Genomic DNA, 22,703 nt, shown 5'->3' on the forward strand with positions numbered 1-22,703 from the left:
CTCGTCCATGCGGCCGTGGAGCGCCTTGTTTGCCCAAAGCCGCACTCTAGAATGAGGACATCACGCCGCTCGCATGCGGTCTGTTGCTCGGGCCGGGCATCTCCGGAGCGCCGATTGCCCATCGAATGAGAACTCACATGGACCAGACAAACGACGCGCACCCCGCCCTGCGCACGGTGCTGCTCACCTGCATCACCATGGTGGCGTTCGCGTCGAACTCGCTGCTGTGCCGGCTGGCGCTTCAACACGCGGCCATCGATGCGGCGAGCTTTTCCAGCATCCGGTTGGTATCGGGCGCCGCCGTGCTGGCCGTCCTTGCGCGGGCAAGCGCGGGGCAGACACCGCCAGCGCGTGTTGATTGGGCTGCCGCGACGATGCTCTTCGTCTATGTCGTCTTCTTCTCGTTTGCGTATCTGACGCTGAGCGCAGGCACCGGCGCGCTGATTCTGTTTGGCGCGGTGCAGCTCACCATGCTGGCGGCCGGCCTGCGTGCCGGCGAACGGTTCGAGGCGCTTGGCTGGGCGGGTTTTGCGCTGGCGGCAGGTGGGCTCGTCTATCTCGTATCGCCCGGCGTGACAGCGCCGACGCCCCTGGGCGCCGCGTTGATGACGGTGGCGGGCGTTGCCTGGGGCGTGTATTCGCTGCGCGGGCGCGGGCTCGACAATCCGCTGGGTGCAACTGCCGGCAACTTCCTGCGCGCCGCGCCCATGGCGCTCGCGCTGAGCATGTTGCTGTATGACCGCGCACACGCCAGCCCGGCCGGTATCCTGCTCGCGCTTGCCTCCGGCGCCCTCACTTCGGGCATCGGCTATGTGATCTGGTACGCCGCGCTCAAAGGGCTGTCGGCGATCCGTGCGGCGGCGGTACAACTGTCGGTACCGCCCATTGCGGCGTTCGGCGCGGTGCTGTTCCTGGCGGAGCCGCTGACCCCGCGCCTGGCTGCCGCCTCTGGCGCCATCCTCGGCGGCATTAGCCTGGTGCTGGCCAGCCGCACGCAGCGCAAGCGCGCCGAAGCAGCATCGTAGGGCTAGCCCCCATCCGGAGCGGTTACAATCACGCCTTTCCGTGAACGACGCGCACAGCCCGGATTCCGCTGTGCTGCCGCCTCCCCCGCGTCACGCAACCCCTTGATTTAGAGCCTTTTTCACCATGAGCCTCCAATGCGGCATCGTTGGTCTGCCGAACGTCGGCAAGTCGACCCTGTTCAATGCCCTGACCAAAGCCGGCATCGCTGCCGAGAACTACCCGTTCTGCACGATCGAGCCCAACGTAGGCGTGGTGGAAGTGCCGGACGTCCGCCTGCAAGCGCTGGCCGACATCGTCAAGCCCGAGCGGGTGCTGCCGGCGGTGGTCGAGTTCGTCGACATTGCGGGCCTGGTGGCGGGCGCCTCCAAGGGTGAAGGCCTGGGCAACCAGTTCCTGGCCAACATCCGCGAGACGGATGCCATCACGCACGTGGTGCGCTGTTTCGAAGATGAAAACGTGATCCACGTCGCCGGCAAGGTCGACCCGATCGCCGACATCGAGGTCATCAACACCGAACTGGCCCTCGCTGACCTGGCCACGGTTGAAAAGGCACTGCAGCGCTACACCAAGGCCGCCAAGTCGGGCAACGACAAGGAAGCCGCCAAGCTGGTCGCGGTGCTGGAAAAAGCGCAGAAGGTGCTGGATGAAGCCAAGCCGGTGCGCGGCCTGAACCTGACCGACGATGAGTGGGCAACCATCAAGCCGCTGTGCCTGATTACCGCCAAGCCGACCATGTACGTGGCCAACGTGCGCGAAGACGGCTTCGAGAACAACCCGCACCTGGACGCCGTGCGCAACTACGCCGCGCAGACGAATTCGCCGGTGGTTGCCGTGTGCGCCGCCATCGAAGCCGAAATCGCGGATCTGGATGACGCTGACAAGGCTGAATTCCTGGCCGACATCGGCATGGACGAACCCGGCCTGAACCGCGTGATCCGCGCGGCCTTCAAGCTGCTCGGCCTGCAAACCTACTTCACCGCCGGTGTGAAGGAAGTGCGCGCCTGGACGATCCACATCGGCGACACGGCCCCGCGTGCCGCTGCGGCCATCCACACCGACTTCGAACGCGGCTTTATCCGCGCCCAGACGATTTCGTACGACGATTTCATCCAGTTCAAGGGCGAACAAGGTGCCAAGGAAGCCGGCAAGATGCGCGCCGAAGGCAAGGAATACATCGTCAAGGACGGCGATGTGCTGCACTTCCTGTTCAACGTCTGACCAGCACAAGCACAACGAAAAAGCCCCGCAATCGCTGCGGGGCTTTTTTCATGGGCGACGCGAAAATGCAAGCCTGGGCAACAGGGCTGCGCGGGGCACCGTCCAGCCTTGTAACGTTGAGGCGGCCCAGCAGCACTTTTTTACATGCAGGAAGGGACGACAACGCTGCTTCGGTGCTCAACCGGGCGCATCGCCATGCCGTTTTCGCGTGTCGGGCACGTCGCTTGCGTAGGAACCTGGCAAATACGCTGAACCCCGGCAGGCCGCTTCCGCCCGGGGCAGCCCGCCGCCCCCGCCAAGCATTCAGCCAAGGCCATCGGGGTGGCGCACTCGCCCGACGCCATGAGTTCGCAATCGCCTCCGCCCTTGTCCGTAGTGGACGACATCGACGACGCCATAGGTAGTGGCAGCAACGCCGCCATCCAGTCGCGCGGGGTGTTGCTGTGCCTGTCCGAACCTGATTTACGCATCCGTCAGGTGAGCGAAAACCTGGAGGCGGCCCTGGGTACGCCACTGGCCACTGCCCTGCACGCACCCGTCGACCGTGTGATCGGCACCGCCGGCCGGGAGGTGCTGGAGCGCGCCCTGGGCACATACAGCATCGACGGCCATCCGCTGTATATCGGCACGCTGCAGACGCCGCACGGCCACGCGCTCGACGCGGTGATGCACCGGCACAAGCGCACGCTGATCCTGGAGCTGGAACCCGCGGTGCATGCGGCCGACGGCGCGTTTGCATCGATGTACCCGCTGGTGCGCACGTTCGTCGCCAGCCTGCAAGCGGCCAGCACGGTCGATGCGCTGACGGACTTGGCCGCGCGCGAAGTCCGCCGCCTGACCGGCTTTGGCCGCGTCACGATCTACCGCATAGACCGCGATGGTTCCTTGCAGGCACTCGCAGAGGCGCGCGACAACGCCTATGACACGCTGGTCGGCACGCACCTGTCCGGAGCGGGCGTGACGCCCGAACTGCACAGCCTGTATAGCCACAGCCCCTTGCGCCTGGTGGCAGACGTGGACGACACGCCGGTCGGGCTGGTGCCGCCGCTGCATCCGTCCACGGGGCGCGCGACTGATCTGACGTACGCTGCCCTGCGCGCTGCGTCCGAGGCCCAGCGCGAAACCATGCGCCGTATGGGCGCCAAGGCCTCGCTTACGCTGGCGCTTACGGTGCGCGGCAACCTCTGGGGCTTGATCGCCTGCCACCATGCGACGCCCTGTTCGCTGTCGTTTGAGGTGCGCACGGCATGCGAACACCTGGCGCAGATTCTGTCGCTGCAGATCGAAGCGAAGGAAGACCGCGCCGAGATCGCCCACCGGCTCGAGCTGCGACGCATCCTGGTGCGCCTGCTGGCCGCGATGGCCGACCGTGACCATTTCCAGGATGGCCTGATCGAACATCCCGCCGATCTGTTGCGCTTTGCCTCGGCCAGCGGCGCTGCCATCGTGCGCCAGGGCGAGTGCATGCGCATCGGTGCCGCGCCTGACGAAGACAGCATCCTGCGCCTGACCGAATGGCTGGCCAATGAGCACCCCGGCGAGGTCTTCCACACCGACCGCCTGGCCGCCACCTATGCGGACGGCGCCGCGCTGCTGCCCCAGGCCAGCGGCGTGCTGGCCGTGCAGGTTTCGCAGCTGCATCGGCACTACGTAATGTGGTTCCGCCCCGAAACCCCGCACACCGTGCGCTGGACGGGCGACGCACCGGACCTGGCCACCAGCCACGATAACGAGCATATGCTCGGCCGCACGCGCCATTGGCAGGAACACATCGCCCACACCTCGCGCCCATGGCGTACGAGCGAAGTGGAGACCGCTGCGGAGTTCCGCTACGCCGTCCTCAACATCGTGCTGCGCCGCGCTGAAGAAGCCGCGGAGTTGACCAGCGAGTTGCGCCGCGCCAATCACGAGCTGGAAGCGTTCTCGTATTCCGTTTCACATGACTTGCGCGCACCGCTGCGCCACATTGCCGGCTATGCCGAACTGCTCGACGAGATGGAGGGCCAGCATGTCTCGGCGCGCGGGCGGCATTTTCTGCAGACGATCTCGGAGTCGTCGCGCTTTGCGGGCAAGCTGGTCGACGATCTGCTGACCTTCTCGCAGATGGGCCGGGGCGCGCTCCACCTGACCGATGTCGATCTCGCCCAGCTCGTGCGTGGCGTCGTGCGCGACATGACGATCGACCAGGGACGCCGCCATATCGAGTGGAGTATCGCCGCGTTGCCCGTGGTGTGCGCCGACCCGGCATTCTTGCAACTGGCGATGCGCAACCTCCTCTCCAACGCCGTCAAATACACGCGTGACCGTGATCCGGCGCGTATCCATATCGACGCCGAACAGACCGACGCCGAAACCATCGTGCGCATTGCCGACAACGGCGTGGGCTTCTCGATGGAATACGTGGCCAAGCTGTTCGGCGTGTTCCAGCGGCTGCATCGCATGGACGAGTTCGAGGGCACCGGCATCGGCCTGGCCAATGTGCGGCGCATCATCGATCGCCACGGCGGCCGCACCTGGGCCGAGGGCGAGCTCAATCGCGGCGCGACGTTCTACTTCGCGCTGCCGCGCACGCCCGACCCGCAGGCGGTATCCGAGGCAGGCCTCAGCACACCCTGACTCGCGATGCCTGATCGTTCTTTCCACGTTCATTGTCACCATGCTCAAACCCATCCTGCTCGTCGAAGACAACCCAAACGACCTCGAGCTGACCCTGCTGGCGTTGGAGCGCAGCCAGCTTGCCAACGATGTGGTCGTCACCCGGGACGGCGCTGAAGCGCTGGATTACCTGCACGCACGCAACCTTTACGCGCAACGCGTACCGGGCAACCCCGCCGTGGTGCTGCTCGACTTGAAGCTGCCGAAGGTCGACGGCCTGGAAGTGCTGGCTGAGATTCGCGCAACGCCGGTGCTCAAGAGCCTGCCGGTGGTCATGCTGACCTCGTCGCGAGAAGAAACCGACCTCCTGCGCAGCTACGAGCTGGGCGTCAATGCCTATGTGGTCAAACCGGTGGAGTTTCGCGCGTTTGTCGATGCGATTGCCGACCTGGGCGTGTTCTGGGCGGTGCTGAACGAACCGCCGCCGGGCTCCACCCGGGCACGCCGCACGTTGCTGCCGGCGAGCTAGCCGCCAATCCGGAGCATTCGCCCCCATGCCCAATCTGCAACTGCTGCTGGTCGAAGACAATCCGCTCGACGCAGAACTGACGCGCGCGCGTCTGGAAACCGCCAACCTGCAGGCCGACACCACGCTGGTCGACAACGAGACCGACTTCATCGCCCAGCTCAGCGCACGGACCTTCGACGCCATTCTGGCCGACTACATGCTGCCGCAATTCACGGGCGTGGAAGCGCTCGATATTGCGCGCCGCATGGCGCCGCAAACGCCGTTTATCTTCGTATCGGGTGCGCTGGGCGAGGAGCACGCAGTGGACATGCTCAAGCGCGGCGCCACCGATTACGTCATCAAGCAGCGCTTGCAGCGCCTGCCCGTGGTGCTGTTGCGCGCGCTGGCCGAAGCCGCCGAGCGCCGCCAGCGCATCGCCGCCGAAGCCGCCCTGCGCGAGGCGGAGACGCACTTTCGCCTGCTGATCAACGCACTCAAGGAGCACGCCGTGCTCTCGCTAGACCCGCAGGGCATCGTGCGCACCTGGAACGCGGCGTCGCGCAGCATTCTCGGCTATGCACGCGAAGACATCCTCGGCAAGTCGGCCGAGATTCTGTATCCGCAGGCCGCGCGCGAGGCCGGTGAATTCCAGCGCAAGCTCGAACGCGCGCGCCGCGAAGGCAGCCTCACCGACGACCGCTGGATGCTGCGCAAGGACGGCACGCCGTTCTACGCATCAAGCGTGGTCACCGCCATCCACAACGAGACCGGGCAACTGGTCGGCTTCTCAAAGATCATCCGCGACTCCACGGAAGAACGAATCGCTGCCGACGCCCTGCGCCGTGCCAAGGAAGAAGCCGAGACCGCCAACCACGCCAAGGACCACTTCCTGGCCGTGCTTTCGCATGAACTGCGCACGCCGCTCACGCCCATCCTGACCGCGGTGCACCTGCTGGAACTGCGCCAGGATCTGCCGGCGTATGTGGTCGCACAACTGGAAGTCGTGCGCCGCAATGCAGAGCTGGAAGCGCGCCTGATCGACGACCTGCTCGACATCACCGGCATTGCACGCGGCAAGCTGGCGGTCAGCTTTGCGCTGGTCGATTTGTATCCGCTGCTGGAAAGCACACTGGAGATGTCGCGCAACGACATGCAGGCCAAGCGGCTGTCGCTCAAGACGCGCTTCGAGGCGGGCCGCAGCCGGCTGTATGCCGACGGCGCACGCATCCAGCAGGTGATCTGGAACCTGGTGCGCAACGCCGTCAAGTTCACGCCCGAAGGCGGCGCCATCGAGGTGCGCGTCTGGAACCCGTCGCCCGCCACCGTGGCCGTGGCGGTGAAGGACAACGGCATCGGCATCGAACTCGACGCACTGCCGCGTATCTTCTCGGCGTTCGAACAGGCCGACGCATCGATCACGCAGCGCTTTGGCGGGCTGGGCTTGGGCCTGGCGATTGCCTACGCGCTGGTGCAGAAGCACGAGGGGTCATTGATTGCCGAGAGCGCAGGCCGCCACGAGGGCGCTACGTTCACGCTCACGCTGCCCTTGGCCACCGAGATGGTGCAGCCCGAGACACCCCCCTCGCCACCCTTGCCGCGCGCCCAACCGACGCGCGGCCTGCACGTGCTGCTGGTCGAAGACAACGCCGATACGGCCGAAGCGATGTCGCAAATGCTGGAGATTCTCGGTCACAGCGTCGCCGTGGCCAATAGTGCCCGCACGGCCATGCAAGCCGCTGAATCTGGCACGTTCGATCTGCTGATCAGCGATATTGGCCTGCCGGACGGCAGCGGCCTGGACGTGGTGCGTATTTTTGCCGAGCGGCAAGCCGCACCGTCGATTGCGATTACGGGCTACGGCATGGAAGAAGACATCGCCCGCTGCCGCGACGCGGGCTTTACGGATCACCTGACCAAGCCGGTTGACTTCAAGCGGCTGGAAACGCTGATGGCCGGCTACCTGGCCGCGCGCGATGCGCGCACTGCCGACGTGGGCGCGGGCTGAGCCGCGCCAGAACGCCGCAGGACACTCGCCCTAGCGGCGCAGCAGGCCCCAGGCGGCGGGCAGCAGCATGGCGCCCACCACGGCGGCCGTCCAGGCCATGATCTGCCCATCGGCATAGAGGTGGGCAAACTGGCCGCTGTAGTAACCAAACAACGCGCCAATCCCGCCCGTCACGAGCGCAGCCGCCCACCCCAGGCGTTTGCCTGCGGGATGCAGCCAACGCGCCGCCACGCCCACCGCCAGCCCGATCCATAGCGGCCCGATCCACCCCATGCCTGTTCTCCGTATTGCCCTTGAGCGATTCAACTGGACGCGTACCTTAGCGCAGGACGGTGCAGAAGGCCACGGTGGCCCACCACGCGGTGCGTGACGAATAATCGACATTCGTCCACACATGCCACCAGATTTGACCTGGGTCCTGCTCATCCGGAGGCCGGGCGTTATAATCCAGAGTGCTCAAAATTCGTGCCGTCCCCAATTAACCGGCCGCCCCACATGCAGTTGCTGACCCTCGGAATCAACCACCACACTGCGCCGCTTTCCCTGCGCGAGAAGGTGGCGTTTCCGCTCGAGCAGCTCAAGCCCGCGCTGGGCACGCTGCGCCAGCACCTGCCGCACCTCAGAAGCACGGCCGAAGCGGCCATCCTTTCCACCTGCAATCGCACCGAAATCTACTGCGCCACCGACGGCAACCTGCCCGAGCAGACCGCGCACGAGCATGCGATTCGCTGGCTGGCACAGCACCACAACATCGACCCCGGCGAACTCGCGCCCCATGTGTATTCGCTCGGGCAATCGCTGGCGGTACGGCATGCTTTCCGCGTGGCCAGCGGGCTCGATTCCATGGTGCTGGGTGAGACGCAGATCCTCGGCCAGATGAAAGACGCCGTGCGCACCGCCACCGAAGCGGGCGCCCTCGGCACGTACCTGAATCAGCTATTCCAGCGCACCTTTGCGGTGGCCAAGGAAGTGCGCGGCACGACGGAGATCGGCGCGCATTCCGTGTCGATGGCCGCTGCCGCCGTACGCCTGGCGCAGCGCATCTTCGAATCGATCGCCGATCAGCGCGTATTGTTCATCGGCGCCGGTGAAATGATCGAGCTGTGCGCCACGCACTTCGCAGCGCAGACGCCGCGTGAGGTAGTGATCGCCAACCGCACGCTGGAACGCGGCGAGAAGCTCGCCGAATCGCTGTCGAACCAGGGCCTGAACGCCCGCGCCGTCCGCCTGGCCGAACTGCCGACCAAGCTCGCCGAGTTCGACATCGTTGTTTCGTGCACGGCCAGCACGCTGCCCATCATCGGCCTGGGCGCCGTGGAGCGCGCCATCAAGCAGCGCCGCCACCGCCCCATGTTCATGGTCGACCTGGCCGTGCCGCGCGACATCGAACCCGAAGTCGCGCGTCTGTCCGACGTATTCCTCTACACCGTGGACGACCTGGGCGCCATCGTGCGCGAGGGCAACGCGCTGCGGCAGGCCGCCGTGGCGCAGGCCGAGGCCATTATCGAAACGCGCGTGCTGAACTTCATGCACTGGCTCGATGCGCGCAGCGTGGTGCCCATCATCCGCGATCTGCATGCGCAGGCCGAAACGCTGCGCCAGGGTGAACTGGAACGCGCCCAGCGCATGCTTGCGCGCGGCGATGATCCGGCGCTGGTGCTCGAAGCGCTGTCGCAGGCGCTGACCAAGAAATTCCTCCACGGCCCGACGCATGCGCTCAACCACACGCAGGGCGAAGGCCGCGAACAGCTCATCGACCTGCTGCCGGCGTTGTTCCGCCAGTCCAGCCACTCCGAGCGCTAGCGGCCAGCGCATCGCACGCGCGCGCCGCATGTTTTCACTCCGGCACGCAACTTCTGGCGCGGTATCATGCGCCGCCCTCGCTTCCAGCGTTTCCCTCCGCGACTGCCCGAATGAAGCCCAGCATGCTGTCCAAGCTCGACCAACTGGCCGAGCGCATCGTCGAAATCAACGCGCTGCTCGCGCGTGAAGACGCCACCGCCAACCTCGACCAATATCGCAAGCTCACGCGCGAGCACGCCGAACTGGAGCCCGTGGTCGCACAATTTGCCGCGTGGAAGCAGGCCGACGAAGACATCGCCACCGCGCAGGAACTGGCGGCCGACCCGGACATGAAGGCGTTTGCCGAAGACGAACTCCGCGCCGCGCGTGAGCGCATGGAATCCCTCGAAGGCGAGCTGCAGCGCCTGCTGCTGCCCAAAGACCCGAACGACCATCGCAACATCTTCGTAGAAATCCGCGCAGGCACGGGCGGCGATGAATCCGCTCTTTTTGCCGGCGACTTGCTGCGCATGTACACGCGCTACGCCGAACGGCAGCGCTGGCAGGTGGAGATCGTGAGCGAATCGCCCTCGGACCTGGGCGGCTACAAGGAAGTGATTGCGCGGCTGGTGGGCGAAGGTGCGTACTCGCGCCTGAAGTTCGAATCGGGCGGCCACCGCGTGCAGCGCGTGCCGGCCACCGAGGCGCAGGGGCGCATCCACACGTCGGCCTGCACCGTGGCGATCATGCCGGAAGCCGATGCGCTGGCCGACATCCAGATCAACCCGGCCGATTTGCGCATCGATACGTTCCGCGCGTCCGGCGCGGGCGGTCAGCACATCAACAAGACGGATTCGGCCGTGCGCATTACCCACCTGCCGACCGGCTTGGTGGTGGAGTGCCAGGACGACCGCAGTCAGCACCGCAACAAGGATCGCGCCATGCAGGTGCTGGCTGCGCGCCTGAAGGATCGCCAGGAGCGCGAAGCGCAAGCCAAGGAAGCCAGCGCCCGCAAGAGCCTGATCGGCTCGGGCGACCGCTCCGACCGCATCCGCACATACAACTTCCCGCAAGGCCGCGTGACCGATCACCGCATCAACCTGACGCTGTACAAGATCGACGCGATCATGGACGGCGACATCGACGAACTCGTGGGCGCGTTGGCGGCCGAGCACCAAGCGGAACAGCTCGCGGCGCTGGGCGAAGACGCCTGATCGCTCAATCGTTAAAAAGCGCGCCTTCCGTAACATCCGCTTGCGTTTGATACAGCTTTGCGCGATGGCGAGCCGGCCTCGCGTTCCTATAATCGATCTCGATCACGCCGAGTGCATCGCCGGTCGCATCCGGCGCGCACTCATCAACAAGCGCGGCAACATCACGATTAGGAGAATCGCAATGCGTACCCAACTGCTGGCCATCACTGTCGCTACCACCCTCGCACTCGGCCTGGCCGCCTGCGGCAAGAAAGACGACGCCACCGACCAGGCTGCCAAGAGCGCGATGGAGCAATCGAAGGACGCCGCCAAGCAGGCGATCGACAACGCCGGCACCGCCGTGAGCAAGGCCGCCGACGCCGCCAAGGTGGAACTCTCGCAAGCCGCTTCGGATGCGCAGGTCTCTGCATCAGGTGCGCTGGCACAGGCCAAGGATGCCGCCAAGACCGCAGCCGACAAGACGGCCGACGCCGCCAAGGTTGCAGCCGACAAGACCGCAGACGCCACGAAGGAAGCGGCCGACAAGGTCAAGGACGCGACCAAGCAATAAACGCTGTTTAACCAAACCGACCCGCTCGCGGGCCCGCGCCACTTCGGCCGGGCCCGTGTTATTTTGTGCGCCCGATCTTCGCTGCTGGTCTGTTGCCGTGTCGTCTGCTTCCGTCATTTCGCCCGAAACCCTGGCTCGCGTGTCCGACGCGCTGACGGCGCTGGCGCGCGCCGGCTTGCCTGCTCTGGAAGCACGGATGCTGGTCTCGCACGTGACGGGCCTGTCGCGCGTGCAACTCATCACGCAAGACACGTGCGCCATCGACGTGGCCGCGCGCGCGCAAATCAGCGACCTCGCCACCCGCCGCCTGGCCGGCGAGCCGATGGCCTATCTGCTGGGCGAACGTGAATTCTTCGGCCGCACGTTCAAGGTGACGCCAGCCGTGCTGATTCCGCGCCCCGATACGGAATTGCTCGTTGAACAGGCGCTGGACCGTCTGGAAGAACGCGATGCGCCCGCCGTGCTCGACATGGGCACCGGCAGCGGCATCATTGCCATCACGATTGCGTTGGCGCGACGCGACGCGCGCGTATGGGCCACCGATGCCTCCGCTGATGCGCTGGCCGTGGCAATCGGCAACGCCGAGGCGCTGGGGGCCGCCAACGTCCAGGCTGCGCTGGGCGACTGGTATGGCGCGCTGGCCGAAACCCATGCGCCACACGCCTTCGACCTGATCGCCAGCAACCCGCCCTACATTGCCGCCACCGACGCGCATCTCGACCAGGGCGACCTGCGCTTCGAACCCGCCAGCGCCCTCACCGACCACGATGACGGCCTGCGCCACCTGCGCAGCATCGTCGCAGGGGCGCCTGCACGGCTTGCCTCCGGCGGCTGGCTGCTGCTCGAACACGGCTACGATCAGGGCGAACCCGTGCGCGCGCTGCTGAGCGGCGCCGGCTTCGCCAACGTCTTCACCGCGCAAGACTTGGCCGACCACGACCGCTGCAGCGGCGGGCAATGGCTGGATCAAAACGCCAGCGCGCGTTCCTCGCTAAAATAGGCAGGTTTTCCAATGCGGATGTCAGCTCGGGACACCCAGCTGCCGCCCCTCACCAAATCGAGTCTCCCCATGAGCACCACGCACGAAAAGATCGATCAGATCGTCAAAGGCCACCCCGTCGTCCTCTTCATGAAGGGCACGGCGCAATTCCCGATGTGCGGCTTTTCGGGCCGCGCCATCCAGATCCTGAAGGCCTGCGGCGTGGACCGTCCGCACACCGTCAACGTGCTGGAAGACGATGAAATCCGCCAGGGCATCAAGGACTACGCCAACTGGCCGACCATTCCGCAGCTCTACGTCAAGGGCGAATTCATCGGCGGCTCGGACATCATGATGGAGATGTACCAGAGCGGCGAACTGCAGCCGCTGCTGGCTGCTTGAGCTCTGTTCTCGTTTCAGCGTGACCTCAACCCTCAACGCAGCGGCCCAGACGCCACCTGTGCGCCGCATCATCGTGGCCATCACGGGGGCGTCGGGGGCAATCTACGGCGTGCGGCTGCTGCAGGTTCTGCAGGGCCTGCGTGAATCAGCGGGGGTGGAATCGCACCTGCTGATGTCGCCCGCAGGGCTGATGAACGTGCAGCACGAGCTACACATGGCACGCGAAGAAGTGGAAGCGCTGGCGCACGTCGTGCATAACGTGCGCGATATCGGCGCGACCATTGCCAGCGGCTCGTTTGCGGCGGAAGCGATGGTGGTGGCGCCCTGCTCGATGAAGACGCTGGCGGCCGTCGCGCACGGCCTGTCGGACAATCTCATTGCCCGCGCGGCCGACGTCACGCTCAAAGAGCGTCGCCGCCTCATCCTGATGGTGCGCGAAACGCCGTTGAATCTAGCGCATCTGCGCAACATGACGGCCGTCACAGAGATGGGCGGAATCGTGTTCCCGCCCGTGCCGGGCTTCTACCAGCGCCCCAAGACGATCGACGACCTGGTCGACCACACGGTCGGGCGCGTGATGGATCTGCTTGGCTTGCCGCAGACATTAGCGCCGGGCTGGCCGGGCTTGCGTTCAACGGACTAGACGCAGATCAGCCAACGGGTGATCAGCGGTGGTGGTAATTGAAGTACACCGAAGGTCCACCCCAATAGCCGCCGTAATAGGCCGGATAAGCCGGTGCAGCATAGACAGGCACAGGCGCCACGGCTACCGGTGCCGGATACACCGCGCAACCCCCAAGCGTCGCGGCCAACAAGGCCAGAGCCACGATTTTCATGATTAGCGTCCTTCGGCCCCGCTAGTGGAGCCACGTGGACGTTATAAGCCGACGCGAGCGACGCCGGCGTCATGCGGGTGTAAGCGGTGTAACCGAAAACTACGAACGTGTGTCCGTAAGTTCACTGCTTAGGCGCCGGTTTGCCTGCAGAGGGCTTAGCCGTCGCGGCGGGTGCCGAGGCCGCCACACCGGACGCAGCAGCCGGCTTGGGGGCATTCGGATCGACTTCGGCACGCATCTGATCCATTACTGCCCCGGCGCGCGGTGCCCAAAGGAATTCCACCGTGCCGTTCTGCGGCTCTTCGGGAATCGCGTACATCGTGATGATGGTCTGATGGCCTGCCCAGCGTGCGCGCAGCGAATCGACCGTCTTACCAGACTTGAGCTTGAGCGGCGCCTTGCCTTCCTGCGCGGGCTTGCCGTAACGATCGGACAGGGCCTGGAAGACGCGCTGTTCGGTATCGACGCCGCGTGTCGGCACGAACATGCCGGCGATGTTGCCGTCCTGGTCAATCAGGAGCACGGCCTGCGGCCCGTCCATCAACTCGGGGCGCGATGCCTGCGGCACGCCCAGCGAGCGCGTGCGGCCATGCGATTCAAGCGCGTCGGAGCAATATTCGGCGACGTCCTTGCCGCCATTCGCGCGTACGTCTTCGCACGAGGGCAGTTTGCGCAGGGGCTTGCCGAGCGGGAAGGCATCGAGCAGCACCGCCACGTCGCCGGGATCGCGCACTGCCTTGGCAGGCGCTGCAGCCTTTGGAGCCGCCTTGGCTGCGGGTGCGGCAAACGCCACAGGCGCGAGCAACGAGGTCGAAAAGGCAAGCGCGGCAGTTGCCGTGGCGCGTCGCGTCCAGCAGGTCATGCGAACTCCATGGAGGAAAAAGCCGAGAGTGTGCCATGCGGAAATCCCGGCACACAGGAAAGCGGTTCTGACCGCTAGCCGGCGGTGTGCGTTCCCCTCAACCGAACGGTTGACCCGCCACAGACCGCCTGATTACACGCCATTTGACGCCGATGGCGGTCCGATACGGCCAGAAACATTATCAAAATGTTGCCGGTTTTGATCTCGCAAAGGTACGGCGGGTAAAATCTCGGCGGCACAGACGAATGACCGGCAGGACCGAAGCGTCACGTTCCTCGGCCCGCCGCATAGACGCGATCTCATTTTGAACATTCCCTCCGCTGTTTCCTCCCGCACGCCGGGGGCCGCTCGCGCGGCACGCAACCGTTCGGTAGCCGGCTATGCGCGGTTGGCCGTGGGCCTGCTGGCACTGGCTTCGGCGCATGCTGCGCTGGCCTTCGGCTTCAACGATGTGGCCGCACGCGCCAAGCAACTGGCCTCCAAGCCGTACCAGGCGCCCGCCGAAACCCTGCCCCGCGAACTTCGCGAGCTGCGCTACGACCAGTACCGCGAAATCCGCTTCAAGTCCGACCAGGCTTACTGGCGCCGCGACAAGCTGCCGTTCGAACTCGGTTTCTTCCACGAGGGTTCGTACTACGACCAGCCCGTGAAGATCAACGAGGTGTCGCCCGCCGGCGTGCGCGAAATCCGCTTCGATCCGCGCCTGTTCGACTACGGCCCGGTCAAGCTCGACCCGAAGCAGTTGCAGAAGCTCGGCTTTGCCGGCTTCCGCGTGCACTACCCGATGAACACGCCCAAGTACAAGGACGAGGTCATCGTGTTCCTGGGCGCGTCGTACTTCCGAGGCATCGGCAAGGGGCAGGTCTACGGTCTATCCGCGCGCGGCTTGGCCATCGACACCGCGCTCAATTCAGGCGAGGAATTCCCCCGCTTCACTGATTTCTGGATCGAACGGCCTGCCGCCAACGCGAAAGAGCTGACGATCTACGCGCTGCTCAACTCGCGCCGCGCCACGGGCGCCTACCGCTTTGTCATCAAGCCGGGCAGCGACACGGCGGTCGACGTCAAGGCGCAGCTGTACATGCGCGAGAACGTGAGCAAGCTGGCCATCGCCCCGCTCACCAGCATGTTCTTCTTTGGCGAGAACCAACCGGCGCCTGCGCTGGATTTCCGCCCCGAAGTGCATGACTCCGACGGCCTGTCGGTGCTTTCCGGAACAGGCGAATGGATCTGGCGTCCGCTGACGAACCCCAAGCGCCTGCTGGTCAGCTCGTTCGGGACGACCAATCCGGGCGGTTTCGGCCTGATGCAGCGTGACCGCGCGTTCTCCAGCTACCAGGAAATCGGCGACCGCTATGAGCTGCGCCCGAGCGCGTGGGTCGAGCCCGTCGGCAAATGGGGCGCGGGCCGTGTGGAGCTGGTACAGATTCCGACGCCAGACGAGACGAACGACAACGTGGTCGCCTACTGGGTGCCAGAGAACCCGCCCAAGCCCCATCAGCCGTTCAATCTCGAATACCGCCTGCTGTGGCAGAAAGACGCCGACAAGAAACCGGCGCTGGCGTGGGTTACGCAGACGCGCCGCTCGCACGGCTGGACGACCAAGCGCCCCGACGAGCGCAAGCCCGACGATACGATCGCCTTCGTGGTCGACTTTGAAGGCCCCGCGCTGGCGAAGCTTCCGCCCAATGCACCGGTTGAGCCCGTTTTCTCGGCAGATGCCAACGGCAAGATCGAATCGATCTTCGGCCAACCCAACACCGCGACCGGCGGCTGGCGCGTGACCGTGCGCCTCAAGCGGGTCGACGACGATAAACCCGTCGAAATGCGTGGCTACCTGCGCAGCGGCGGCACCGGACTTTCTGAGACGTGGAGCTACCTGTTACCTCCGGGCTGAACGTGACGACAGCCCAGACTGACGGTGCCGCTGGCACCGCCCCCTCCACCACCCCTGCCACAGCGCAGTCTGTGGCCGACCATTACCTAGAGGCGCTGCCGCTGGCGGCCGAGGCGCGCGCTGCGCTGCTGCGCACCGCGGGCATCACAGCCGGCGACGATGATGCGGCAGTGCTCGCCAAGCTGCATCGCGCACTGGCCAAGCTCGACCCGGCGCAGACGACCTCGCTCGACGCCGATGCGCCGGCCTACGCTTCTGTAGGCTCGCGTCTGGATGCCGCCTATGGCGCCACGCGCGCCGATGCCGCGTCGACGGAGCCCTCTGCCGAGCCCGCACCGCCGCTTGAACACGACAGCGAAGGCCGCATCCACCTGGATACCGGGCCCACGCCTGCGCGTCGCTCGATGGTGCCGTGGCCCTGGGTGCTCGGGCCGATCTGGCGCACCCGCAAGGCCATCGACCGTTGGATGCACGGCGGCAAGAAGCCAGTGCCGTATGAAGCGCCCGACTCGCCGGACCCGAAGGGCATCTGGCGCTTCGTCGGCTCGCGCCGCCGTCTGACGCTGCTGGCGCTGATGATCGCGCAGACCATCGCTGCCACCTGGGCGATGAGCACGGTGCTGCCGTACCACGGTGCCGACTGGCTCGAAGCCATCATCATCGTGCTGTTTGCTGTGCTGTTCTGCTGGGTGTCGGCAGGCTTCTGGACGGCCATCACCGGCTTCCTGCTGCTGGCCTTCCACGGCGACCGCTTCGTCATCTCGCGCCGCGCCACGCCCGACGCCACGATTCCCGACGATGCGCGCACGGCCATCGTCATGCCGATCTGCAATGAAGATGTGCAGCGCGTGTTCGCGGGGCTGCGCGCAACGTACGAATCGTTGCAGCGCACGGGGCATCTGGAACACTTCGACTTCTTCGTGCTTTCAGACTCCGGCGACCCGGACATCCGCACCGCAGAAGCCGACGCGTGGCTGCATATCTGCCGCGCACTCGATGGTTTCGGTCGCATCTTCTATCGTTGGCGTCGCCACCGCGTGAAGCGCAAGAGCGGCAACATCGACGATTTCTGCCGGCGCTGGGGCGGCAAATATCGCTACATGATCGTGCTCGACGCCGACAGCGTAATGAGCGGCGATTGCCTGACGCGCCTCGTGCAGTTGATGGAAGGTGCGCCAAGCGCGGGCATCATCCAGACCGCGCCGCGCGCCGCCGGCCGCGACACGCTGTACGCACGTATCCAGCAGTTCGCCACGCGCGTGTACGGGCCGCTGTTCACGGCCGGCCTGCACTACTGGCAACTCGGCGAATCGCACTACTGGGGCCACAACGCCATCATCCGGCTGGACCCATTCATCAAGCACTGCGCGCTGGCACCGATTCCGGGCAAGGGCTCGCTTGCAGGTGAGATCATGTCGCACGACTTCGTCGAGGCCGCGCTGATGCGCCGCGCGGGCTGGGCCGTGTGGATCGCCTACGACCTAGACGGCAGCTACGAAGAAATGCCGCCCAACCTGCTCGACGAGCTGGGCCGCGACCGCCGCTGGTGCCACGGCAACCTGATGAACTTCCGCCTGTTCGGCGCGCCTGGCTTCCATCGTGTGCACCGCGCCGTGTTCATCACCGGGGTGATGGCTTATCTGTCGGCGCCGCTGTGGTTCCTGTTCCTGATCCTGTCGACGGCCCTGCTGGCCAAGCACACGCTGATCGCGCCGGAGTACTTCACGCAGCCGCGCCAGCTCTTCCCAATCTGGCCGGAGTGGCATCCCGAAAAAGCCGCCGCGCTGTTTTCCGCTACCGCCACCGTGCTGTTCCTGCCGAAGATTTTGAGCGTGCTCGTTCTGTGGGCCCAGGGGCCGAAGCGCTTTGGCGGGGCGATCCACCTGGCGTTGTCGATGGCGATTGAGGCAGCGTTCTCGGTGCTGGCTGCGCCGGTGCGCATGCTGTTCCACACGCGCTTCGTGACGGCCGCGTTCCTCGGCTGGAAGGTGCACTGGAAATCGCCGCCACGTGAAGACGCGCAAACACATTGGGGCGACGCCGTCCGCCGCCACGGCCTGCACACCGTGATCGGCATCGTCTGGGCTGCGATCGTGTATTGGCTGAACCCGAGCTTCCTCTGGTGGCTTTCGCCAGTCGTGGGCGCGCTGATCGTGTCGATTCCGCTGTCGGTGCTCTCCAGCCGCGTGAGCCTGGGCCGCCGCATGCGGCGCCTGCGCCTGTTCATGATCCCCGAGGAAGTGCGCCCGCCGCGCGAACTTCGCGCCACGCGCAAGCACCTGCGCAATGCGCCGCCAATGCCGGACTTCCGCCAAGCCGTGGTCGACCCCGTCACCAACGCGCTGATGTGCGCGATCGGCACAGCCCGTTTTCCGCACGACCGACGCCTGATTGCCGTGCGTGAAGCACATGTGCGTCACGCACTGGAAGTCGGCCCCGACAGGCTCACAGGCAAGCAGAAGCTGGTATTGCTGTCGGATCCGTTCGCGCTGTCGGCGCTGCACCTGGCGGTGTGGTCGTCACCTGAACAGCGAGCGGCCTGGGAGCCTGCACAGGGCTGAACGAGCCGCCCCACGTGAAATACCGCGCCCCACCAGTGTCTTGCCGGTGGGGCGTTTTACTTCCCGTTACATCCGTAGGATTTGCGTATCACCTGAAGAGCCTGGCGGTTCATAGAATGGCATCACGAACTTGATACACGAAGTCGACGGCACCTCCGCCCCGGCCTCGCAACCGTAAGGAGAAGCATCATGAAACGCACACTGCTCGCATTCGTTCTGGGTGGCGCCGCGCTGTGCGCCTCGACGGCGGCGCTGGCGCATGTGGATGTTGGCGTGTCGATCGGCGTGCCTGCACCGGTGTACGTGGCCCCGGCCCCTGTCTATGCACCGCCGCCCGTGGTGTATCGCCCGGCCCCGGTCTATGCCCCTGCCCCGGTCGTCTATGGCGGCTACTATCGCGACCGCGACGACTGGCGTGAGCGTGAATGGCGCCGTCACGAGTGGCGCGAACGCGAATGGCGTCATGATCACGGCTGGCACCGCGGCTGGGACCGCTAACGCCTGACGCCTAGCGCGAACAGATAACTACATCGCCACGCGGGCCGCTCACACGAGCGGCCCGTTGCTTTTGTACGCTCGAATGCCTGCGCATTCTGCAAACCGACCTATGCTGACGTAGCGGCCACAGCAATCCCGCCGTCGGTCGCACAGCACACGGGAGGACGCCATGTCGATCTCCAGCACCCTCGACGGCTGCCTGCGCAGCAAGGGCTGCCTGTACGAGGTGATTCGTCATCCGCATACCCATACGAGCACTGAAACCGCGCAATCTGCGCATGTCCCGGGCGACCGTCTGGCCAAGACGCTGCTGCTCGAAGACAAGCTTGGCTATGTCGCGGCCGTGTTGCCATCCACGTATCACCTGCATCTGTCCGAGCTGCAAAAGGAATCGGGGCGCATGGACCTGACGCTGGCCGATGAATCCGAGTTGCGCGAAGTCTTCCGGGACTGCGATGCAGGGGCCGTTCCGCCTGTGGGCACGGCCTACGGCATGCCGACCTACATCGACAGCAGCCTGATGACCCACGGCGACGTCTACTTTGAAGCTGGCGACCACGAAAACGTCGTGCATATGGACATGGATCAGTTCATGGCCTTGATGCGCGACGCCAAGCCCGCTCACTTCGCGTATCGCATGCAGGGCATCCTCTTCTGAGGAGGCGGCCATGGCCGACGACGTTGTCATCACGGTCCGCAACAACGGCCCGTATCACATCAAGGGAAGCTTCCGGATCGTCACCCAGGGCGGACGCGAATTACCGGTGGAGGAAGGGCAGGCATGGCTGTGCCGCTGCGGGCACTCACTGAACAAGCCGTTCTGTGACGGCTCGCATAAGCGCGTCGAGTTTGACAGCAACCTCGACGCGCCTGCGCCGGTTGAGGCGGACCGGTCGCCGTAAGCAAGAACGCGGGCCGAAAGACCCGCGTATTTTCGCTTAGCGCGTGACAGGCTTGTAGCGGATACGCTTGGGCTTCGCGCCCTCTTCGCCCAGACGCTTCTTCTTGTCGGCTTCGTATTCCTGGTAGTTGCCCGGGAAGAATTCGACGTGCGAATCGCCTTCGAAGGCAATGATGTGCGTGGCGATGCGGTCGAGGAACCAGCGATCGTGCGAAATCACCATCACGCAGCCCGCGAATTCGAGCAACGCGTCTTCCAGGGCACGCAGCGTTTCCACGTCGAGGTCGTTGGACGGTTCATCCAGCAGCAGCACGTTGCCGCCCGAGATAAGCGTCTTGGCCAGATGCAGGCGCCCACGCTCGCCGCCCGACAGCGTGCCGACGTGCTTCTGCTGATCGCCGCCCTTGAAGTTGAAGCGGCCGATGTAGGCGCGCGATGGCGTCTCATATCGGCCCACCGTAAGGATGTCGGACCCGTTCGAAATCTCTTCGAAGACAGTCTTGTCTGCGGACAGCGCATCGCGGCTCTGGTCAACGTAAGCCAGCTTGACCGTCGGACCGATCTTGATGGTGCCCGAATCCGGCTGTTCCTTGCCCGTGATCATGCGGAACAGCGTCGACTTACCGGCGCCGTTCGGGCCAATGATGCCGACGATCGCGCCCGGCGGAATCGTGAAGCTCAGGTTGTCGATCAGCAGGCGATCGCCATAGCTCTTGCTGACGTTGGTGAATTCGATCACTTCATTGCCCAGACGCTCGCCCGCCGGAATGAAGATTTCCTGCGTTTCGTTGCGCTTCTGGTATTCCTGGCTGTTCAACTCGTCAAAGCGAGCCAGACGCGCCTTCGACTTGGCCTGACGGCCCTTCGGGTTCTGGCGCACCCATTCCAGTTCTTTCTTCAGCGCCTTCTGGCGGGCCGATTCGCTCGACTCTTCCTGCTTCAGGCGCGTCTCTTTCTGGTCGAGCCACGAGCTGTAATTGCCCTTCCAGGGGATGCCGTGGCCTCGGTCGAGTTCGAGAATCCACTCGGCGGCGTTATCGAGGAAGTAGCGATCGTGCGTCACGGCCACCACGGTGCCCGGGAAGCGCGTGAGGAACTGTTCAAGCCAGTCCACCGATTCGGCATCCAGGTGGTTGGTCGGCTCGTCGAGCAGCAGCATGTCGGGGCGCGAGAGCAGCAGCTTGCACAGCGCGACACGACGCTTTTCGCCACCCGAGAGGTGCTCGATCTTGGCGTCCCACGGCGGCAGGCGCAGTGCATCGGCGGCAATTTCCAGCTGCAGTTCCACGTTGTCACCGGCACCAGCGGCGATGATGGCTTCCAGGCGCGCCTGCTCTTCGGCCAGCTTGTCGAAGTCGGCGCCTTCCTCGGCGTACGCGGCGTAGATCGCTTCGAGTTGCTTTTGCGCATCCATCACTTCGCCCAGGCCGCTCTCGACCTCTTCACGCACGGTCTTGGCGGGATCGAGCTGCGGCTCCTGCGGCAAGTAACCGATGTTCAGGTTGGGCATCGGCGTGGCTTCGCCTTCGATGTCCTTGTCGAGGCCGGCCATGATCTTGAGCACGGTCGACTTGCCCGAGCCGTTCAGACCCAGCACACCGATCTTGGCGCCCGGAAAAAACGACAGCGAGATGTCCTTGAGGATCTGGCGCTTGGGCGGAACGATCTTGCCCACGCGGTTCATGGTGAAAACGTACTGTGACATGGCGGAATTGCGGGGGGAAACGCAGAAATGGGGAACCCGGCGAGTTTAACAAAGCCGGGGCATGGCAAACCCAAGGCTCAAGGCCGCCCGAGCAAAAGAAAAAGGCGCCCACCAGGGGCGCCCTTCCGATGCAACAGAGGCCAAGCCTCGTTACATCGTCATCATGTTGGCGTTCATGTTATGCATGACCCACAGCGAGCCGACAATGACGATTGCCAGGATCAGCAGCGTGAACAGGAAGGCCATCACGTTCCAGCGCTGGGCGGACGAGCCATCCAGGTGCAGGAAATAGATCAGGTGCACGACGATCTGCACGACCGCCAGGGCCATCACCGTCACCAGCACCGTCTGGTGCGAGTAGCCGCCGTCCATCACCATCTTGAACGGGATGGCCGTCAGGATCACAGCCAGCACAAAGCCGATCAGGTAGCCCTTGACGGTGGCATGGCCGGCGCCGCCAGCTGCATGGCCGTGGGCATCATCGTGGGCAATGCCCGTCGAAACGTTGGTCTGTTCCATTTACATCGCTCCCAGCAGATACACGACGGTAAACACGCCGATCCACACCACGTCCAAGAAGTGCCAGAACAGGCTCAGGCACGACAGGCGGGTCGATTGCGTCGGGGTCAGCCCTTTGCGGCTGATCTGCCACATCAGGACGATGATCCACAGCATGCCGCTCGCCACGTGCAGGCCGTGCGTGCCGACCAGCAGGAAGAACGACGACAGGAACGCGCTGCGGCTCGGGCCCGCGCCTTCTGCAATCAGGTGATGGAACTCGTTGATTTCCATGCCGACGAACGCGGCGCCCAGCAGCAGCGTGATGCCCAGCCACAGCATCACTTGATCCTTGCGGCCGTTCTGCAGGCTGATCATCACCATGCCGTAGGTGATGGACGACACCAGCAGGATGCCGGTTTCGATTGCTACATACGACAGATCGAAGAGTTCCTTGCCCGTCGGGCCGCCTGCCGTCGCACCGCGCAGGACGCAGAACGTGGCAAACAGCGACGCGAAGATGATCAAGTCGCTCATCAGGTACACCCAGAAGCCGAAGACCTTGGTGTCTGCGGCATCGTGGTGGTGCGCATGGTCATGCGCGTGGTCGTGGCCGTGCGCGTGACCGTGCGCGGCGTGACCGTCTAGAACATTGGAAGCCATGGT

Annotated in this window: 22 protein-coding genes; 16 read left to right on the forward strand and 6 right to left on the reverse strand. The window is 65.0% G+C overall.

Annotated features, from left to right (window positions below):
- Positions 1 to 137: 137 nt before the first annotated feature.
- The 5 genes from ACCD03_RS06740 to ACCD03_RS06760 all read left to right on the forward strand — a co-directional run bounded on the left by ACCD03_RS06740 (position 138) and on the right by ACCD03_RS06760 (position 7,352).
- The gene (locus ACCD03_RS06740) at positions 138 to 1,025 is read left to right on the forward strand and encodes a DMT family transporter (RefSeq protein ID WP_413411183.1); all 888 of its coding nucleotides are present in this window, start codon (positions 138 to 140) and stop codon (positions 1,023 to 1,025) included.
- A gap of 124 nt (positions 1,026 to 1,149) precedes the next feature.
- Positions 1,150 to 2,244, forward strand: a complete 1,095-nt coding sequence (gene ychF / locus ACCD03_RS06745; protein ID WP_024977789.1) for a redox-regulated ATPase YchF — start codon at positions 1,150 to 1,152, stop codon at positions 2,242 to 2,244.
- A gap of 342 nt (positions 2,245 to 2,586) precedes the next feature.
- Positions 2,587 to 4,860, forward strand: coding sequence for an ATP-binding protein (locus tag ACCD03_RS06750; protein ID WP_413411184.1), 2,274 nt, complete (start codon positions 2,587 to 2,589; stop codon positions 4,858 to 4,860).
- Positions 4,861 to 4,900: 40 nt separating this feature from the next.
- Positions 4,901 to 5,368 carry a response regulator gene (locus tag ACCD03_RS06755; protein ID WP_009241984.1) on the forward strand — a complete coding sequence of 156 codons (468 nt, stop codon included), beginning with the start codon at positions 4,901 to 4,903 and terminating at the stop codon, positions 5,366 to 5,368.
- 25 nt (positions 5,369 to 5,393) lie between these two features.
- Positions 5,394 to 7,352, forward strand: a complete 1,959-nt coding sequence (locus ACCD03_RS06760) for a response regulator (RefSeq protein WP_413411185.1) — start codon at positions 5,394 to 5,396, stop codon at positions 7,350 to 7,352.
- Positions 7,353 to 7,382: 30 nt separating this feature from the next.
- Here the strand turns inward: ACCD03_RS06760 and ACCD03_RS06765 are convergent, their stop codons facing one another.
- Complete coding sequence (locus tag ACCD03_RS06765) at positions 7,383 to 7,625, reverse strand: GlsB/YeaQ/YmgE family stress response membrane protein (protein WP_045203080.1); 243 nt, start codon at positions 7,623 to 7,625, stop codon at positions 7,383 to 7,385.
- A gap of 222 nt (positions 7,626 to 7,847) precedes the next feature.
- Between ACCD03_RS06765 and hemA the strand changes: the two genes are divergently transcribed.
- The 6 genes from hemA (at position 7,848) to ACCD03_RS06795 (ending at position 12,922) form a co-directional block, all read left to right on the forward strand.
- The gene (hemA, locus tag ACCD03_RS06770) at positions 7,848 to 9,155 is read left to right on the forward strand and encodes a glutamyl-tRNA reductase (RefSeq protein WP_045203079.1); all 1,308 of its coding nucleotides are present in this window, start codon (positions 7,848 to 7,850) and stop codon (positions 9,153 to 9,155) included.
- A 110-nt stretch (positions 9,156 to 9,265) separates the two neighbouring features.
- Positions 9,266 to 10,348 (forward strand): peptide chain release factor 1, encoded by a 1,083-nt coding sequence (gene prfA, locus ACCD03_RS06775; RefSeq protein WP_325654174.1) that lies wholly within the window; start codon positions 9,266 to 9,268, stop codon positions 10,346 to 10,348.
- A gap of 181 nt (positions 10,349 to 10,529) precedes the next feature.
- Positions 10,530 to 10,898, forward strand: a complete 369-nt coding sequence (locus ACCD03_RS06780) for a hypothetical protein (protein ID WP_045203077.1) — start codon at positions 10,530 to 10,532, stop codon at positions 10,896 to 10,898.
- Between the two features lie 97 nt (positions 10,899 to 10,995).
- Complete coding sequence (gene prmC / locus ACCD03_RS06785) at positions 10,996 to 11,898, forward strand: peptide chain release factor N(5)-glutamine methyltransferase (RefSeq protein WP_325654172.1); 903 nt, start codon at positions 10,996 to 10,998, stop codon at positions 11,896 to 11,898.
- Positions 11,899 to 11,967: 69 nt separating this feature from the next.
- On the forward strand, positions 11,968 to 12,279 hold the full coding sequence (grxD, locus tag ACCD03_RS06790) for a Grx4 family monothiol glutaredoxin (protein ID WP_024977796.1): 312 nt from the start codon (positions 11,968 to 11,970) through the stop codon (positions 12,277 to 12,279).
- 19 nt (positions 12,280 to 12,298) lie between these two features.
- On the forward strand, positions 12,299 to 12,922 hold the full coding sequence (locus ACCD03_RS06795; protein WP_325654170.1) for a UbiX family flavin prenyltransferase: 624 nt from the start codon (positions 12,299 to 12,301) through the stop codon (positions 12,920 to 12,922).
- A gap of 22 nt (positions 12,923 to 12,944) precedes the next feature.
- Here ACCD03_RS06795 and ACCD03_RS06800 read toward each other — a convergent pair whose 3' ends face one another.
- Together ACCD03_RS06800 and ACCD03_RS06805 are read right to left on the reverse strand one after the other, a co-directional pair.
- A complete protein-coding gene (locus ACCD03_RS06800; RefSeq protein ID WP_232041134.1) occupies positions 12,945 to 13,115 on the reverse strand; it encodes a hypothetical protein in 171 nt (56 codons plus the stop codon).
- 121 nt (positions 13,116 to 13,236) lie between these two features.
- Positions 13,237 to 13,977, reverse strand: coding sequence for a hypothetical protein (locus ACCD03_RS06805; RefSeq protein WP_253541957.1), 741 nt, complete (start codon positions 13,975 to 13,977; stop codon positions 13,237 to 13,239).
- A 310-nt stretch (positions 13,978 to 14,287) separates the two neighbouring features.
- Between ACCD03_RS06805 and ACCD03_RS06810 the strand changes: the two genes are divergently transcribed.
- From ACCD03_RS06810 to ACCD03_RS06830, 5 genes are all read left to right on the forward strand, one after another.
- Entirely contained in the window at positions 14,288 to 15,874 is a 1,587-nt protein-coding gene (locus ACCD03_RS06810; protein ID WP_315862611.1) for a glucan biosynthesis protein G, read from the forward strand.
- A complete protein-coding gene (gene mdoH, locus ACCD03_RS06815) occupies positions 15,847 to 18,435 on the forward strand; it encodes a glucans biosynthesis glucosyltransferase MdoH (protein ID WP_413411187.1) in 2,589 nt (862 codons plus the stop codon). The genes ACCD03_RS06810 and mdoH overlap by 28 nt, the downstream gene beginning before the upstream one ends.
- Before the next feature lie 189 nt (positions 18,436 to 18,624).
- Positions 18,625 to 18,933, forward strand: a complete 309-nt coding sequence (locus ACCD03_RS06820; RefSeq protein WP_045203072.1) for a hypothetical protein — start codon at positions 18,625 to 18,627, stop codon at positions 18,931 to 18,933.
- Positions 18,934 to 19,102: 169 nt separating this feature from the next.
- Positions 19,103 to 19,591, forward strand: a complete 489-nt coding sequence (locus ACCD03_RS06825; protein ID WP_045203071.1) for an aminoacyl-tRNA deacylase — start codon at positions 19,103 to 19,105, stop codon at positions 19,589 to 19,591.
- A 10-nt stretch (positions 19,592 to 19,601) separates the two neighbouring features.
- The gene (locus ACCD03_RS06830) at positions 19,602 to 19,835 is read left to right on the forward strand and encodes a CDGSH iron-sulfur domain-containing protein (RefSeq protein WP_024977804.1); all 234 of its coding nucleotides are present in this window, start codon (positions 19,602 to 19,604) and stop codon (positions 19,833 to 19,835) included.
- A 36-nt stretch (positions 19,836 to 19,871) separates the two neighbouring features.
- Here the strand turns inward: ACCD03_RS06830 and ettA are convergent, their stop codons facing one another.
- From ettA to cyoC, 3 genes are all read right to left on the reverse strand, one after another.
- Positions 19,872 to 21,539 (reverse strand): energy-dependent translational throttle protein EttA, encoded by a 1,668-nt coding sequence (gene ettA / locus ACCD03_RS06835; protein ID WP_024977805.1) that lies wholly within the window; start codon positions 21,537 to 21,539, stop codon positions 19,872 to 19,874.
- A 150-nt stretch (positions 21,540 to 21,689) separates the two neighbouring features.
- Positions 21,690 to 22,058, reverse strand: coding sequence for a cytochrome o ubiquinol oxidase subunit IV (locus ACCD03_RS06840; RefSeq protein ID WP_024977806.1), 369 nt, complete (start codon positions 22,056 to 22,058; stop codon positions 21,690 to 21,692).
- Positions 22,059 to 22,700 (reverse strand): cytochrome o ubiquinol oxidase subunit III, encoded by a 642-nt coding sequence (cyoC, locus tag ACCD03_RS06845; RefSeq protein WP_027680203.1) that lies wholly within the window; start codon positions 22,698 to 22,700, stop codon positions 22,059 to 22,061. It lies immediately after the preceding gene.
- Positions 22,701 to 22,703: the final 3 nt, after the last annotated feature.

The sequence above is a fragment of the Ralstonia sp. Ralssp135 genome (assembly GCF_047304345.1).
In the GTDB taxonomy this organism is placed as follows: Bacteria; Pseudomonadota; Gammaproteobacteria; order Burkholderiales; family Burkholderiaceae; genus Ralstonia; species Ralstonia chuxiongensis.